This is a genomic window from Streptomyces panaciradicis, assembly GCF_023516615.1.
In the GTDB taxonomy this organism is placed as follows: Bacteria; Actinomycetota; Actinomycetes; order Streptomycetales; family Streptomycetaceae; genus Streptomyces; species Streptomyces panaciradicis.
Genome location: NZ_JAMGBF010000111.1, coordinates 1 through 16,654, shown reverse-complemented (window position 1 = coordinate 16,654; position 16,654 = coordinate 1). Strand labels below are relative to the sequence as shown.

The window sequence follows — 16,654 nt, the reverse complement described above, 5'->3', positions numbered from 1 at the left end:
CCGCGCCCCGGCCGCGGCTGTCCCTGACGGCCACCGCGGGCCCGGTCCCCCGCCGTGTCACCGCCCTGCTCAACCGCTCCGCGCCCGTCGGCCGGCTCCTCCCGCGCGCCCTGGCCTGTCTGCTCACGGCCTGTGTCACGCTGTCGGCCGCCGCCGCCCTGGAGGCGGCCACCGATCTGCACAACGGCATCGAGGTCGCCCAGGGCGAGACCGGCCACCTCTCCACGCAGGGTCGCTGACACCCGCGCCGGAGGCGCTCTGCCTCCGGCTAGCCGGTGACCTCCGTCGCCGTCGGCCGGCGCGTCGCGGCCGTGGGGTCGGTGCCGGGGGTCAGGGGCCGCAGGCGGTAGGTGTACGTGTAGTCGCGGTCGGCGAAGAGCTTGTACGCGTCGTGCGTCTGCGCGCCCCAGCTGTTGTCGCCGCCCACGCCCATCTGGCGGTGGTTGACCCGCAGCACGACCGCCTCGCGCGGGGTGAGCTGGTACGCGTGCCGCGCTCCCACGGACAGGTCCTCCGGGGTGAAGTGGGAGGCGTTGACCTCCAGCAGCGGCTCACCGGAGACGAGCAGGCCCCTGCCGCCGCCGTCCGTCAGGGCGATCCAGCGGACGTCGGTCTTGTTGCCGTTCTCCTGCGGGCGGATGTAGGGCGTCCACTGCCCGGAGACGGTCCCGGAGTACAGGCCGACGTCGGTGCCGTCGTTGCGGTCCCAGTGGTTCTCCTCCGGGCCGCGGCCGTAGTAGCGCAGGTGTTCCAGCCGGGCGGGCAGGAAGAGGAGGGTGCCGACCTCCGGGATGTAGGGGAGGTTCGACGCGCCCGGATGCAGGGTGTTGTCGACCTTGATCTCGCCGTTGCCGAAGACCGTGCAGGTCGTCGTGTACGTCGATTCGACGGTCGTCGGCAGGGTGCCGCCGACCTTGATCTCGACGGCTCTGTCGCCCAGGGCGCGTACGGCGACGTCGGTCACCTTGCGGCGGGCGCCCGCGTCGCGCCAGGTCTGGTTGCGGGTGTGCTGGCCGTTGCCGTGGTCGTTGTCGGTCGGGGCCCGCCAGAAGTTGGGGACGGGACCCGAGTCGATCAGGCGGGCGCCCCGGCTCTCGTACGAGGTGATGGTCCCGCTGCCCTTGTCCACGGTGACGGTGAAGTCCCCGCCCCTGACGGTGACATGGGAGCCGTTCTCCTCGTAGCGCAGCGTCGGCACGCTCCGCAGCGGTACGGGCCGCACCGCCGGACTGCCCGCGTCGAGCGGGAGTTGCCGCGCGGCCACCTCGAAGCCCGCCTCGGCCCAGGGGGTGGACTCCCTTGTGGTGAAGGAGAGTTCGAGGAAGTACTCCGCGCCCGGCGCGGGGTCGCGCGGCAGCCGGAAGGGCACGGTGATCTCCCGGTGGGACAGGGGCGGGACGTCCAGCTGATCCCGTGTCAGCCGTCCGCGCCCGATGACCTTCCCGTCCTCGACCAGCCGCCAGGTGCCGTCGAACTCGCGCAGGTCGGTGAAGAGGTACTCGTTGGTGAGGGTCACCCGGCCCGCGGCGCCGCCGGTGGCGTCGATCGCCTGGTAGATCCGTTTGATCTCGGCCGCCTTGCCGGTGTGGCCGCGGTCGGCGGTGACGATGCCGTTCGCGCAGAAGTTGCCGTCGGTGGGGTTGTCGCCCCAGTCACCGCCGTACGCGAGGAAGGTCTTCTCGCGGGGCCTGCGCTCGGTGAGGCCGACGGTGGCGGCGTCGAACCAGAAGCGCACCCCGTCGTCGCCGGGGCCGCGGGCCGTGGAGGCCAGTTCGGCGGCGGTGAGGGCGCGGGCGTAGACCCGGGCGCGCCGGACGGTGCCGCTGAACTCACGGGTGGGGTTGTCGGTGTCGGTGGCCAGCGCGAGCGGCGCGGTGTTGACGCCGGGCCGCCGGGTGGTGGACTTGGTGGCCTTCACCGCGCCGTCGACGTACAGGGTCAGCGTGCCCGCGTCGGCGTCGAAGACGCCCGCGATGTGGTGCTCGGTGCCGGTCCAGTCGTCGGGCAGCGACCAGCTCGCGGTGATCCACTGGCCGCTGCCGTAGATGAAGAACTCAAGTGTCCTGTCGGACTGTTTGAGCGCGTAGTGGGTGTCGCCCTTGGCGAGGATCGGCTGGTGATAGCCCGTCACGTGCGGGGTGGCCCATGCCTCCAGCGTGAGGGAGCCGGTGAGGTCGAGGCGCTCGTCGCGCTCGAAGACGGTGGCGCCGAAGACGCCCTTGCCGCGGTCGAAGGTGCCCGACGGGTTGACGATCTCGCCGTGCAGCGCGCCGGGGCCGGCCTCGGTGAACCGTTTGCGCGCCGGGGCGGGCCGCCGGATCGACTGGTCCACGAAGTCCCAGATCCAGCCGCCCTGGAGGACGTCGTGGCGGCGGACGACGTCCCAGTACTCCTTGAAGTTGCCGTTGGAGTTGCCCATGGCGTGGCTGTACTCGATCATCACGTACGGGCGGGTGTCGGCGGTGTCCTTCGCGCGGGCCTCGACGCGCGCGGGCGTCTCGTACATCGCCGAGCGGATGTCGCTGATCGTGGGGCGGTCGTCGCCCTCGTACTGGATGACGCGGGTGGGGTCGTAGGAGCGGATCCAGTCGTGCATGGCGACGAAGGTGCTGCCGCCGCCGGCCTCGTTGCCGAGGGACCAGATGACGACGGACGCGTGGTTCTTGTCGCGGTGGACCATGTTCCTGGCGCGCTGCACGCAGGCCGCGGTCCAGTCGGCGTGGTCGCCGGGGTACTGGTCGCGGATGCCGTGGGTCTCGAGGTTGGTCTCGTCGACGAGGTAGAGGCCGTACTCGTCGGCGAGTTCGAGCCAGAGGGGGTTGTTCGGGTAGTGCGAGGTGCGCACCGAGTTCATGTTGAGGCGTTTGATGATCCGGATGTCCTCGACCATGTCCGCGCGGGTGAGGGCGGTGCCGCGGTCGGGGTGCATCTCGTGGCGGTTGGTGCCGCGCAGGGAGACGGGCTTGCCGTTGATGCGCATCAGACCGTCGACGATCGCGAACTCGCGCAGGCCGACGCGGTGGGAGAGGGTCTCGATCACCTTGCCGGAGGGGTCGCGCAGGCGCAGGACGGCGGTGTAGAGGTGCGGGTGCTCGGCCGACCACAGCTTGGGGTCGGGTACGGCCCTGGCGGCCTGTACGGTCCTCTCGCCACCGGCGTCGAGGTCCACGGTCTGCTGCAGGGGGCGGGACCAGACGGGGTGTCCGCCGGTGTCGTAGAGCTGGGTCTCGACGGAGTAGCGGCCCTTGTTGCCGCCGTCGTAGTCGCGCACGCTCGCGGTGACCGACAGCCGGGCGGAGGTGTGGTCGTCGCCGAGCGGGGTGTCCAGCTTGAAGTCGCGCAGGTGCACGGCGGGCGTGGAGTACAGGTAGACCGAGCGGAAGATGCCGCTCAGCCGGATCATGTCCTGGTCCTCCATCCAGTCGCCGTCGGAGAAGCGGTAGACCTCCACGGCGATCTGGTTGGTGCCGGGCCTCAGGTGCGGGGTGATGTCGTACTCGGCCGGGGTGAAGGAGTCCTCGTGGTAGCCGGCCAGGGTGCCGTTGATCCACACGTAGTGGGCGGACTTGACGCCCTCGAAGTGCAGGAAGGTGCGCCGTCCGGACCATGAGCGCGGGACGGTGAAGGTGCGTCTGTACTGGCCGACGGGGTTGAAGCGGGTCGGCGCGGCGGGCGGCCGCGCGTCCTCGCCGAGGCCGTTGGCGCCCCACCAGGGGTAGGTGATGTTGACGTAGATCGGGTGGTCGTGGCCGTGCACCTGCCACGCCGAGGGCACGGGGATCGTGTCCCAGCCGCTGTCGTCGAGGTCGGTGCGGTGGAAGTCGACGTCGCGGTCGTCGGGCCGGTCGGAGTGCGCGAACTTCCAGGTGCCGTCGAGGCTGAGGCGGTACGGGGAGCGGGTGCGGTCGGCGGTCAGGGCCTGGCCGAGGTCCGCGTACGGCATCAGCGTGGTGTGCGGGGGCTCGGTGCCCAGCTGGAAGACGCCGATGTGGCCGTTCCACTCCGGTGTGCCGTCGGTGGCGGCCGGGTCTGCCGTGCGGGCACCGGCCGGAGGCGCGGAGAGGGCGAGCGCGCCGAGGACGGCGGCGCCCGTCTCCAGCAGCCGGCGGCGGCTGACGAGGCGGTCGGAGAGGGCCGGGCGGGGCGCGTGGGGGTACAAGATGATCGTGGCCTTCCTCGGGACGACGGTGCGGTGCGCGTACTGAGGGTGCGTCAGATCGTGTGGGGTGTTGTGGGATACGGGAGTTGCACCCTAGGTCTTCGAACAGAAACAGAGCAAGATCTCTGTCGGACTCTGTTCGCTTCTGAGCTTCCACCTCAGGCCGGTACGCCAATCCCCGTTGAGCCGTTCGGTGTGGCATGCTCCCGTCAAGCAAGTGACGCACGCAGTCCACGACCGCCCGCCGGCGCACCCCAGCCGGCCGGGCGGCCGCCGAGCAGGCCGCAACCCCGGCCTCCGCAAAGGAGTCACGCGTGAGAACCGTCCCCCACAGATCCGTCGCCGTACGCGCCCTCGCCGTCGCCGCGCTGGCCGCCGTGTCCCTTCTCCCCGCACGAGCGGCGACCGCCGCGCCCGACGCCGCGGCCGCCTGCACCCCGGCCCAGGTGGTCGCCAACGGCGGCTTCGAAAGCGGTACTTCACCATGGACGCAGTCGTCCACGAACGTCATCACCAGCCGCACCGGACAGACCCCGCACGGCGGCACGACCTACGCCTGGCTGGACGGCACCGGCGCCACCCGCACCGACACGCTCTCCCAGAGCGTCACGATCCCCTCCGGCTGCGCCACCGCCACCCTGTCCTTCTGGCTGCACATCGACACCGCCGAGACGACCTCCTCGACCGCCTACGACAAGCTGACGGCGAAGATCGGCGGCACGACCCTGGCCACGTACTCGAACCTCGACAAGAACACGGGGTACGTGAAGAAGACCCTCGACGTCTCGTCCTTCGCGGGCCAGACGGTCACCCTCGCCTTCACCGGCACCGAGGACTACAGCCTGCAGACCAGCTTCGTCCTCGACGACGTCGCCCTCGACACCTCCGGCGGCACGACCCCGCCGGCCGACTCGACACGGACCCCGGCCGCACCCTCGTACACCGTCAGCCTGAGCAGCGACAGCGCCGGCACCGTCTGGACCGGTCACGAGAGCGCGACCTTCACCAACGCCTCCTCGACGGCGCTGAGCGAGGTGTACCTGAGGCTCTGGGACAACTACCACGGCACCTGCGACGCCCCGCCGATCACCGTCACGAACGTCAGCGGCGGCACGGCCGGCTCCCTCTCCGTGGCCTGCACGGCCCTGCCGATCACCCTCCCCGCACCCCTGGCGCAGGGCCAGTCCGCCACGATCGGCTTCGACCTGGGCATCACCGTCCCCAGCGGCGCCGACCGGTTCGGCCACGACGGGGCGTTCAGCTTCATCGGCAACGCCCTGCCCGTCCTCGCGGTCAAGGACGGCTCCGGCTGGCACCTGGACCCGTACACCAACAACGGCGAGTCGTTCTACTCCCTGGCCGCCGACTTCAAGGTGACCCTCGACCACCCGAGCGGCCTGCTGGTCCCCGCCACCGGCACCTCCGTCGACACCCCCGGTACCAGCGGACGCACCGTCACCACAGCCACCGCCTCCAAGGTGCGCGACTTCGCGTGGGCGGCCGGGCCGTTCAGCAGGATCTCCGGCACCTCGTCCGCCGGCACCGCGATCAACGTCTACTCCGTGTCGGGCATCAGCTCCTCCGACGCCCAGTCGATGCTCAGCACCGCGAAGACGGCCGTCGACGCGCACGCCGGGCGCTTCGGGGCCTACCCCTACGGCGAGTTGGACGCCGTCATCGACAACAACTACTGGTTCGGCGGCATGGAGTACCCCGGCTTCGTCCTCGACCTCGTCAGCACCACCGCGCTCACCCACGAGATCGGCCACCAGTGGTGGTACGGCATCGTCGGCGACGACGAGTACAACAGCCCCTGGCTGGACGAGGCGTTCACCGACTACTCCACCGACCTCGCCCTCGGCAAGACCGGCACCAACTGCTGGAACAGCGTCTCCTGGGCGTCGTCGGCGGAGAAGATCACCAACTCCATGGCGTACTGGGACGCCCACTCCTCCCGCTACTCCACCGTCGTCTACGGCTACGGCAAGTGCGCCCTGCACGACCTGCGCCGGCTGATCGGCGACACCGCGATGACCAAGCTGCTGAAGGACTACGCGACGTCGCACTGGTACGGCGTCTCCACCACGGCCGAGTTCAAGGCCGCGGCTCAGGCCGCGACGAGCACGGACCTGACGTCGTTCTGGAGCACGCACCGCATCGACGGCTGAGCAAGCCGACCGCGTGACGAGGCTGCCGGTCCTTCGCGGGCCGGCAGCCTCTCGCGCCTCAGAGCGCCGTGCCGGCGGGCGCGTCGCGGCGGGAAAGGGCCAGGTAGCCGACGAAGCAGGCGATGGCGGCGCTCCAGGCGAGCGTGACCGGGCCCAGTCCGAGAGCCAGCCCGCCCCGGTGGTGCCCGACGGCCATCCAGTCGGCGAGGGAGGCGCCGAGGGGACGGGTGACGACGTACGCCGTCCAGAAGGCGGGGACGGCGTTCAGGGCGCCGAGGCGGTGGGCGACCGCGGGCACGCAGATCGCGACGCCGAAGAGCACCACCGACCCGAGGTACCCGAAGCCGACGGTCGCGGTGAGGTCCCCGGCGGCGGTGCCGAGGGCGAACGTGGCGAGGACGGCCGCCCAGTAGAAGGCCTCCCGGCGGCGGGTGCGGATGCCGTGGATGGACAGGGTGCCCTCGACGGCGTACCAGAGGGCGAAGACCGCGGCGAGCGCGGCGAGGAACAGCGGCGTGGACACCAGGTAGGGCACGCCGAGGCCGACGTGCAGGACGTCGGCGGCCATCGTGCCGAACACGCTGACCATGACGACGGCCGTCCAGTACACCCAGGCGACATAGCGCCGGACGGCGAACTGCAGGACCAGGGAGGCGGCCAGCGCGAGGCCGCCGAGCGCGACCGCGGGCACCGGGCCGAGCAGACGGGCCAGCAGGTCCGAGGCGGTCTCGCCCATTCCGGTGGTGAGCACCTTGACGATCCAGAAGTACACGGTGACTTCCGGGACCTTGTTCGTCATGGCGCGCAGGGGGACGAGAGGCCGGTCGTCGAGGAGGTGCTCTGTGGTCATGGAGCGCACGATGACACGCCGGACCGCCCGCGCCACAGGGGTCTTTACCAGGGCTTTGGGGCTTGCGGTGCATGAGTTTCATCAGCGCGCGACGAGCCTGAAAGCAACCTGAACATCCCGGAACATCGCTGGTCAGGGAGCTGCGACTGCGCTACGGCAGCGGGGGTCGGTCGAGTCGGCGGGCGAAGGTCTCGTAGGCGGTGTCGTCGAAGAGGACGAACCGCACCTCTTCGACGCCCGTGGCCGTCGCGCGCACCGTCTCGACGGCGATCCGGGCCGCGTCGTCCATCGGCCACCGGTACACGCCGGTGGAGATCGCCGGGAACGCGACCGTCGTGGCGCCCAGTTCGTCGGCGACCCGCAGCGACTCGCGGTAGCAGGAGGCGAGCAGGCCGGAGCGGTCCTCGGTGGCCGACCAGACCGGGCCGACCGTGTGGATCACCCACCGCGCGTCCAGCCGGCCGGCGGTCGTCGCGACGGCCCGGCCGGTGGGCAGGCCCTTGCCGTAGTGCGAGGCGCGGAGCTTGCGGCACTCGGCCAGGATCTCCGGGCCGCCCCGCCGGTGGATGGCGCCATCGACGCCACCGCCGCCGAGCAGGGAGGAGTTCGCCGCGTTGACGACGGCGTCGACGGACTCCTGGGTGATGTCGCCCCGGACGAGGGTGATGCTGGTCATGACTGCCTGTATACCCGACGGCACCGGGCGGGGCCCGCTTCCGGCGGTACGGGGCCGTCGAGGGCGAGTGCGCGCGTCACCCCGTCTGCCGCAGCCTGCGCCAGACCGCCTTCGCCGCGTTGTGGCCGGACATGCCGTGGACCCCCGGGCCCGGCGGGGTGGCCGAGGAGCAGATGAAGACCGCCGGGTGGGGGGTGTGGTACGGGAACAGGGACAGCCGGGGGCGCAGCAGGGCCTGCAGGCCCGTCACCGCGCCGGTGCCGATGTCGCCGCCGACGTAGTTGGCGTTGCGGGCGGCCAGTTCGGGCGGGCCGGCGGTGGCGCGGGCCAGGACGCGGTCGCGGAAACCCGGTGCGAAGCGCTCCAGTTGGCGTTCCATGACGTCGGTGAGGTCGCCGGTCCAGCCGCTCGGGACGTGGGCGTACGCCCAGAAGACGTGCTTGCCCTCGGGTGCGCGGGTGGGGTCGACCACGCCGGGCTGGACGGTGATCATGAAGGGCCGGTCGGGTGCCCGGCCCTCCCGGGAGGCCGCGCGCAGGGCGGCCCCGATCTCCTTGCTGTCCGCGCCGATCTGCACGGTGCCGGCGCTCCGGGCCTGCTCGGCGGTCCACGGCACCGGGCCGTCCAGCGCGTAGTCGATCTTGAAGACGCCGGGGCCGTACGTGTAGTGCTCGTAGAAGCGGCCGAAGCCGGCGATGCGGGCCAGGGCGGTGGGTGAGGTGTCGAAGACGTAGGCGCGCGCGGGCGGCAGGTCGTCGAGGCGCTTGACCTCGTAGTCGGTGTGGACCAGGCCGCCGAGGTCCTTCAGATACGCCGTCAGGGCGTCCGAGATCGACTGGGAGCCGCCCTCGGCGACGGGCCAGCCGCGCGCGTGGGCGGCGAGCGCGAAGACCAGGCCGACGGCGCCGGTCGCGAACCCGCTGAGGGGGGCCATCACATGGGCCACGAGGCCGGCGAAGAGGGTCTTGGCCGGTTCGTCGTGGAAGCGGCGGGTCAGCCAGGTCGACGGGGGCAGGCCGGCGAGTCCGAAGCGGGCGAGGGTCACCGGGTCGCGGGGCAGCGCGGTCGAGGGCAGGGACATGAAGTCGCGGGTGAGGGTGTCCCACTTGGGCAGGAACGGCGCGACCAGCCTGCGGTAGGCGCCCGCGTCCCGCGAGCCGAACGACGCGGCCGTCTCGGCGACCGAGCGGGACAGCACGGCGGCGCTGCCGTCCGGGAAGGGGTGGGCCATGGGCAGCTCGGCGTGCAGCCACTTCAGGCCGTACCGCTCCAGGGGCAGGGCGCGGAACGCCGGGGAGTTGACGCCGAGCGGGTGGGCCGCGGAGCACGGGTCGTGCCGGAAGCCCGGCAGGGTGAGCTCCTCGGTGCGGGCGCCCCCGCCGACGGTGCCGCGGGCCTCGAAGACGGCCACGGAGAAGCCGCGGCGAGCCAGCTCCACGGCGGCCGTCAGTCCGTTCGGCCCCGCACCCACCACGACAGCATCGAGCATCGACGGCACCTTCGGACCCCTTCGTCAGCCGATGGCCACTGGGGGTCAGGATATGCCGCGGGTCTGACACCGCGGGGGTTCGGGTACCGCCTGCCGGGACCGTGCCCCGGATCAGGCCGCGGCCGACAGCAGCCCCACCACCCTGCGGGCCGTGGCCAGGTCGCGGGCCGCGGTGAACGGCAGGGCGTTGCCCCCGGTGACGCGGAACGGCTCGCCGGTCACGGTCAGGTGGGCGCCGCCCGCCTCCTCGACCAGCAGCAGGCCCGCGGCGTGATCCCAGGCGGCCTCCCAGGAGAAGGCCGTCGCGTCCGACTCGCCCCGGGCGATCGCCAGATACTCCAGGCCGGCCGAGCCGCAGGCCCGCGGCGCGACGCCGTCGGTCCACAGGCCGAGCAGGGCCCGCTTCTGGGCGTCGGTGGTGTAGTCGGGGTGGGAGGTGGCCACTTGGAGGTCCCGGCCGGGTGCGGGCGAGCCGGCGTGCAGGCGCTCGCCGTCGAGGAAGGCGCCCTGGCCCCGCACGGCGGTGGCGAATTGGCTGCGGGCCGGTGCGTACGTCCAGGAGGCGAGGAGGACCCCGCGGTGCGCGAGCGCGACCAGGGTGCAGAAGCCGGTGTCGCCGTGCACGAACTGCCGGGTGCCGTCGACGGGGTCGACGATCCAGACCGGGGCGTCGCCACCGATCGCCTCGTACGTCGCCGGATCGGCGTGCACCGCCTCCTCGCCGACGACGACGGACCCGGGCAGCAGGGCGCCGAGGGCCTCGGTGAGGTGCCGCTCGGCCAGCCGGTCCGCGTCGGTCACCAGGTCGTGCGGTCCGTTCTTCTGGTCGACCTCGTGGGCGGCCAGCCGGCGGAAGCGGGGCATGATCTCGGCCGCGGCGGCCGCGCGGACCGCCTCCTCCACGTCGGCGGCGTGCTTGGCGAGGAACTTTTCGTGCCCGGCGAGAAACTCTTCGTTGGTTTCCGTGTCTTCGATCATGGCTCCATGAGAACACGCGCCACTGACAATCCCCGCCGGGCCGGTGGACACCAGGTGGAATCGGCGTGAACTCGGGGATTTCCGAACTGAGGGCCCCCTGTACTCGGTCTCCGGGGCGGTCACCCGCGGGGCTGCGGATCAGCGGCCGACGGCGTACCCCTGCATGCCGCGCGGGTTCGCCGCCGCCGACAGGATGCCGGTGCGCGGATCGCGGGCGACCGCGCACAGCCGCCCCTCGGACCACGGGTCGCCCACGGTGACGTGGTGGCCGCGCCGGCGCAGCTCCTCGACAACGTCCGCGCCGGCCCGCGACTCCACGGTCACGCTGCCCGGTCGCATGCCGCGCGGGTAGAAGGACCCCGGGAAGCCGTCGTTGTGCCAGTTCGGGGCGTCGATCGCGCCCTGCAGGTCGAGGCCGCCGCGGACGGGTCCGCGCAGCGCGACGGCCAGGAAGAAGTGCAGCTGCCACTGGTCCTGCTGGTCGCCGCCGGGCGTGCCGAACGCCATCACCGGGACGCCGTCGCGCAGGGCGATGGAGGGCGTGAGGGTGGTGCGGGGGCGGCGGCCGGGGGTGAGGGAGTTCGGCAGGCCCTCCTCCAGCCAGGTCATCTGCAGCCGGGTGCCGAGCGGGAAGCCCAGTTCGGGCACGACGGGGTTGGACTGCAGCCAGCCGCCGCTGGGGGTGGCGGCGACCATGTTGCCCCAGCGGTCGACGACGTCGAGGTGGCAGGTGTCGCCGCGGGTGGCGCCGTCCGCGGAGACGGGCGGCTCGCCGGGCACCGGGGTGGCCGGGCCCTTCGCCACGGTGGGCTCCCCCGCCCCCATGGGGCTGAACCCCGGCTCGTCGGTGACCACCACGTGCGCGTGCGCGCTGAGCCGCGGCGCGCGTCCGCCGGGGCTGCCGGGGCGCAGTTCGTACGAGGCCTTCTCGCCGACGAGGGCGCGCCGGGCGGCGTTGTACTCGGCCGACAGCAGCTCGTCGAGCGGCACGTGGGCGGCGTCGCCGTACCAGGCCTCCCGGTCGGCCATGGCGAGTTTGCAGCCCTCGATCAGCAGGTGGAGGTAGTCGGCGGAGCCGTACGCGGGCAGTTCGGCCGGGAGCAGGGCGAGTTGCTGGAGCAGGACGGGGCCCTGGCTCCAGGGGCCGGCCTTGCACAGGGTCCAGCCGTTCCAGTCGTACGTCGCCGGGCTCTCGTAGGTGGCGGACCAGCCGGCGAGGTCGGCGGCGGTGAGGGTGCCGGCGTGGCGCTCGCCGCTGGTGTCCATGGTGGGGCGCGCGGACTGGCGTACCAGGGCCTCTGCGATGAAGCCGGTGCGCCACACCTCGCGCGCGGCCTCGATCTGGGCGATCCGGTCGCCGCTGCCCGCGACCTCGGCGAGCAGCCGCTTCCAGGTGGCGGCGAGGGCGGGGTTGCGCAGCAGTTCGCCGGGGTGCGGGGCCCGCCCGCCCGGCAGGTACACCTCGGCCGACGAGGTCCACTCCGTCTCGAACAGCTCGCGGACGGTCTCGACGGTCGCGCCGACGTTCTCCACGGGCGCGTGCCCGTGTTCGGCGTATCCGACGGCGTACTCGAGCACGTCGGCGAGGGATTTCGTCCCGTGGTCGCGCAGGAGGAGCATCCAGGCGTCGAAGGCGCCGGGGACGGCGGCGGCGAGCGGCCCCGTGCCGGGCACGAGGTCCAGGCCGAGTCCCCGGTAGTGGGCGACGCTCGCCCCGGCGGGTGCGACGCCCTGTCCGCACAGCACCCGCACCTCACCGCCGGCCGGCGCAAGCAGGATCGGCACCTCGCCCGCGGGGCCGTTGAGGTGCGGCTCGACGACGTGCAGCACGAACGCCCCGGCCACGGCCGCGTCGAAGGCGTTCCCGCCGTCCTCCAGCACGGCCATCGCGGCCTGCGAGGCGAGCCAGTGGGTGGAGGACACCATGCCGAAGGTGCCCTGGAGGGTGGGACGGGTGGTGAACACGGGGGTCTCTCACCTCGTTGGCTGCGCGGGTGGCGTACATCGGCCGGACTGACGGGGGCTCAGGATCGGTCCGCTCCCCCAGCAGGCTAGCGATCGCCCCGCGCCGCCTCTCACCCGCTTCCGGTGTGAACAGCGCACAGGGGTCGGGGCGGTGGCCGGTATGTCTCCCTTATTCGGGACTTTCACGGCATTAAGGTGCGAAACGCCCGAAGAGCGGGAGGCAGGCGCCCCCCTCGCGAGCTCCGGCGGAAAGGCAGCACCCCATGACGTCCATCGCCGGTCCGGCGGGAGAAGGCCGTCCCGGCGGCCCGTCCCGCCGTCGAGGTCCCACGCGCCCGGTGAGGTGGAGCACCTGGGTGGCCCGGCGCCGGTGGTGGGTCCTGTCCTTCTGGGGCGTGGTGGTCGTCGTCTCCGGCCTCTTCTATCCGCATCTGGTCTCGTCGCTCGTCGCGTCCGACTACAGCGTCACCGGCTCGGACTCCCAGCAGGTCTCCCAGCTGCTCGAGAAGGAGTTCCCCGCCGCGGGGGCCGAGCAGGACGTGATCGTCTTCGACTCGGACCACCTGACGATCAAGGACAAGGAGTACGTCCAGGTCGTCGACCGCGTCGTGAAGGCCGTGGGCAAGGAGCCGGGGGTCACCTCCGTGCTGGGCCCCACCGACCCGGGCATGCAGAGTGCCCTGTCGAGGGGTACGGCGGCGGTGGCCTCGCTGGGGCTGGCGGGGAACGACCGGGAACGCGGCGACCGGGCCGCCGATCTCCAGGACGTCGTGCAGAACGCGGCGGGCGACGGTCCGGTCCGGGCCTACCTGACGGGATACTCGCCGACGGCCAACGACCTGACGGAGGTGGAGAACGCCGACGTGGAGCACGCCGAGTCCATCGGCATCCCCATCGCCTTCCTCGTCCTGCTCGTCGCGCTGGCCGCCCTGGTCGCCTCGTGCGTTCCCCTGATCACCGCGCTGGTCAGCCTCATGACGACGTTCGGGGTGCTCACCCTGCTCACGACGGTGACGTCCTTCGACGCCTTCCTGCTCTCGATCGTCACGATGATCGGCGTCGGCATCTCCATCGACTACTCGCTCTTCGTGCTGTTCCGTTTCCGTGAGGAGCTGGCCCGCGTCCGGGACGAGGGACGCACCGACGCCGTGGCGCACTCGGTGGGGGTGGCGATGGCGACGAGCGGCCGGACGATCGCCTTCTCCGGCGTGATCGTCGCCGTTTCGCTGCTCTCGCTGTTCGTGGTGGACTCGCCGCTGTTCCACGGGATCGCCCTGGGCGCCGTACTGGTGGTGCTGTGCACGCTGCTGGTCGCCTGGACGATGCTGCCCGCGCTGCTGGCGGCGCTCGGCGAGCGTGTCAACCGGGGGGCGCTGCCGAAACGTCTGCAGCCGAAGGACGACGTGTCGGACGGATCGGGCCGGCCTGGCGGCTGGGAGCGCTGGGCCCGTACCGTTCTCGCCCACCCCTGGATGGCCATTCCGGCGGCGGCTCTGCTGGTCGTGTTCGCCCTGCCGACGGCCGGCATCAAGCTGGGCATCGACCTGGGGATCTCGGCGATCTCCGGCGAGCCCTCGGGCAAGGGCGCCGCGATCCTCGCCGACAAGTTCAGCGCGGGCGCGCTGTCCCCGATCCAGGTCCTGGCGTCGCACGAGGGCTCGGGGGCGCTCGACGCGAACGACCTGAAGACGATCGACTCGTTCACGACGGCGCTGTCGAAGGACCCCCGGGTCGCGGGCGTCTTCTCCGTCACGACGCTGCTCAGGCAGACGACGGGGACCGTGTCCCCGCAGGCGCTGCGGCAGCTGGAGCAGGATCCAGCGGTGAAGCCGGTCCTCGACCAGACGGTCAACGTCGGCGGCGGGGACGACCGCACGGTCATCACCGTCGTGCCCCGGGCCGCCGTCGACTCGTCCGAGGCGACGCGGCTGGTGGAGGACCTGCGCGACGAGATGATCCCCGCGCGGACCTCGTCGGCCGGCCCGCAGATGCTGGTCGGCGGCGAGACGGCACAGTTCAGCGACCTGTCCGACGAGACGCTCGGCAAACTGCCGCTGGTCATGACCATGGTGCTGACGCTGTCGTTCTTCTACCTGCTGCTCATCTTCCGTTCGGTGCTGCTGCCGCTGAAGGCGGTGGTGCTCAACCTGCTCGCCACCTTCGCGGCCTTCGGGCTCACGACCTGGGTGTTCCAGAAGGGGCACCTGGAGGACCTGTTCGGCTTCACGAGTGTGGGCTTCGTCCAGGTCTACCTCCCGATCATGGTCTTCGCCCTGTTGTTCGGCCTGTCCATGGACTACGAGGTGTTCCTCATCGGCCGCATGCGGGAGGAGTACCTGCTCACGCACGACAACGACCGCGCGGTGGTGAAGGGCCTGGCGCACACGGCGCGGCCGATCGCCGCGGCGGCGGTCATCATGGCGGCCGTCTTCGGCTGCTTCCTCGTCGCCGACGTGCTCGAACTGAAGCAGTTCGGCTTCGCCCTGGCGGTGGCGGTCGTGCTGGACGCGACCCTCGTACGCCTGCTGCTGGTACCGGCGTTCATGAAGGTCGCGGGCCGGGCCAACTGGTGGGTGCCCAAGTTCCTGGACCGGCACCTGCCCCGGATCGACCTCGACTGAGACGGCGCCCGCGAACGTCCCGGCCGAGCCGGCGAACCGCCGCCCGGCCGGTCGAACCGGCCCCCCCTCACGAAGAATTTGCGTTTTCGCGGGTAACCCATGAACCGCCTTCCACCTGCGTGAAGTCTCCTTTGTCCGGTTGCGCGGCCGGTCGGTCACCCCGAGTTCACCGGCCTTGTCTTCCATCGCGTTCTACGCGCGTGGTGTCATGCGCACGCCCACCCCCCACACGGGCATCAACTCGACTAGGAGTCAGGCATGTTGTCGAAGGTCCTCCGTCGTGCGGGCGTGGCCCTGGCGGTCGGCACCGCGGTGATCGCCACCGCCGTTCCCGCCGACGCCGCGAGCTACACCGCGTTCGCCTTCTCGCTCAGCGGCGGCGAGCCCACGATCTACGACTTCATCAACTCGGCGACCACGTCCCTCGACATGACGATGTACGAGCTCGAGGACACCACCGCCGTCAACGACCTCATATCCCTGGAGAACAAGGGCGTCACCGTGCGGGTGGTCCTGGACCAGGCCCACAAGTCCGCCAACGGCTCCGCCTACACCGCGCTGACCAACGCGGGTGTGGGCGTGGCCTGGTCGCCGTCGAGCTTCGTCTACACCCACCAGAAGACGATCACGGTGGACGGCACCAAGTCGCTGGTCCTCACCGGCAACCTCACCTCGCAGTACTACGCGACCGGCCGCGACTACGGCGTCTTCACCGATGACACCCGTGACGTCGCCTCGATCGAGAAGGTCTTCAACGCCGACTACGCGGGCACGTCGATCACCCCCACCGACGGCGACCACCTCCTGTGGTCCCCGACCGACTCCCGCAGCCGTCTGCTGTCCGTGATCAACGCGGCCACCAAGACGCTCGACGTCGAGGAACTGGAGTTCAGCGACAGCACGGTGGTCAACGCGATCGTGGCCCGGGCGAAGGCCGGCGTCACCGTGCGCGTGGTGCTGGAGACGCCGGGCAGCTACTCCAGCCAGGTGGCGGCGGTCAAGGCGGCGGGCGGCAAGGTCGTCGGCTACTCCGACCCCAACGGCTTCTACATCCACGCCAAGGCCATGGTCGCCGACTACAGCCTGTCCACCCAGGAGGTCGAGGCGGGGTCCATGAACATCAGCAGCAACTCCCTGTCCAACAACAGGGAGCTGGGCATCATCCTCACCGGTACGGGCGTCGCGCAGTCGGTGGCCACGACCGTCGAGAACACCTTCGCCGGCGACTACGCGGGCGGCACGCCGGCGTAGCGAGGTTCGGCCGTCGCCGCGCCGGCCGTGAGCGGGTGCCCGTTCACGGCCGGCGCGGCGCCACCAGACCCGACTCGTAGGCGAAGACGACCAGTTGGGCCCGGTCGCGGGCCCCGAGCTTGGTCATGGCGCGGCTGATGTGGGTCTTGGCCGTGAACGGGCTGATGACCATGTGCCCGGCGATCTCCTCGTTGGTCAGACCCCGGGCGGCCAGGGCCGTCACCTCGCGTTCGCGGCGGGTCAGGCAGTCGAGGCCGGGGGCGGTCGCCCGGTCCGGCGGCCGGGAGACGAACTCCCCGATGAGCGTACGGGTGATGGACGGCGAGAGCAGGGCCTCGCCCCGGGCGACGACCTCGATGCCCTGGAGCAGGTCGGCCGGTTCGGTGTCCTTCAGGAGGAAGCCGCTGGCCCCTGCCCGCAGCGCCTCGAAGACGTACTCGTCGAGGCCGTAGTTGGTGAGGATCACCACGCGTACGGCCGCCAGGGCGGGGTCGGCG

Annotated in this window: 10 protein-coding genes and 1 pseudogene; 4 read left to right on the top strand and 7 right to left on the bottom strand. The window is 71.7% G+C overall.

Translation table 11 applies throughout. The features are described 5' to 3' along the window. Nucleotides 1–239: pseudogene (locus M8J74_RS31480) on the top strand (M56 family peptidase); the annotation flags it as partial. 29 nt (nucleotides 240–268) lie between these two features. Here M8J74_RS31480 and M8J74_RS31475 read toward each other — a convergent pair. Further along, nucleotides 269–4,159, bottom strand: a complete 3,891-nt coding sequence (locus M8J74_RS31475; protein WP_249839701.1) for a glycoside hydrolase family 2 TIM barrel-domain containing protein — start codon at nucleotides 4,157–4,159, stop codon at nucleotides 269–271. 314 nt (nucleotides 4,160–4,473) lie between these two features. Here M8J74_RS31475 and M8J74_RS31470 point away from each other — a divergent pair, with 314 nt between their 5' ends. Continuing rightward, nucleotides 4,474–6,327 (top strand): M1 family metallopeptidase, encoded by a 1,854-nt coding sequence (locus tag M8J74_RS31470; protein ID WP_249839700.1) that lies wholly within the window; start codon nucleotides 4,474–4,476, stop codon nucleotides 6,325–6,327. 58 nt (nucleotides 6,328–6,385) lie between these two features. Here the strand turns inward: M8J74_RS31470 and M8J74_RS31465 are convergent, their stop codons facing one another. From M8J74_RS31465 to M8J74_RS31445, 5 genes are all read right to left on the bottom strand, one after another. After that, complete coding sequence (locus tag M8J74_RS31465) at nucleotides 6,386–7,177, bottom strand: COG4705 family protein (protein WP_249839699.1); 792 nt, start codon at nucleotides 7,175–7,177, stop codon at nucleotides 6,386–6,388. A gap of 151 nt (nucleotides 7,178–7,328) precedes the next feature. Next, nucleotides 7,329–7,853, bottom strand: coding sequence for an O-acetyl-ADP-ribose deacetylase (locus M8J74_RS31460; RefSeq protein ID WP_249839698.1), 525 nt, complete (start codon nucleotides 7,851–7,853; stop codon nucleotides 7,329–7,331). 76 nt (nucleotides 7,854–7,929) lie between these two features. Next, the gene (locus M8J74_RS31455; RefSeq protein WP_249839697.1) at nucleotides 7,930–9,342 is read right to left on the bottom strand and encodes a phytoene desaturase family protein; all 1,413 of its coding nucleotides are present in this window, start codon (nucleotides 9,340–9,342) and stop codon (nucleotides 7,930–7,932) included. A gap of 111 nt (nucleotides 9,343–9,453) precedes the next feature. After that, nucleotides 9,454–10,320 (bottom strand): inositol monophosphatase family protein, encoded by an 867-nt coding sequence (locus tag M8J74_RS31450; RefSeq protein ID WP_249839696.1) that lies wholly within the window; start codon nucleotides 10,318–10,320, stop codon nucleotides 9,454–9,456. Nucleotides 10,321–10,458: 138 nt separating this feature from the next. After that, nucleotides 10,459–12,285 (bottom strand): gamma-glutamyltransferase family protein, encoded by a 1,827-nt coding sequence (locus M8J74_RS31445; RefSeq protein WP_249839695.1) that lies wholly within the window; start codon nucleotides 12,283–12,285, stop codon nucleotides 10,459–10,461. A gap of 338 nt (nucleotides 12,286–12,623) precedes the next feature. On the opposite strand from M8J74_RS31445, the gene M8J74_RS31440 reads away from it, so the two are divergent. Beyond that, nucleotides 12,624–14,906 (top strand): MMPL family transporter, encoded by a 2,283-nt coding sequence (locus M8J74_RS31440; RefSeq protein ID WP_249839694.1) that lies wholly within the window; start codon nucleotides 12,624–12,626, stop codon nucleotides 14,904–14,906. A gap of 258 nt (nucleotides 14,907–15,164) precedes the next feature. After that, nucleotides 15,165–16,157 (top strand): phospholipase D-like domain-containing protein, encoded by a 993-nt coding sequence (locus M8J74_RS31435; RefSeq protein WP_249839693.1) that lies wholly within the window; start codon nucleotides 15,165–15,167, stop codon nucleotides 16,155–16,157. Between the two features lie 43 nt (nucleotides 16,158–16,200). On the opposite strand, the gene M8J74_RS31430 is transcribed toward M8J74_RS31435, so the two are convergent. Next, a partial coding sequence (locus M8J74_RS31430) for a LuxR C-terminal-related transcriptional regulator (protein WP_249839692.1) occupies nucleotides 16,201–16,654 on the bottom strand: 454 nt, incomplete at its 5' end.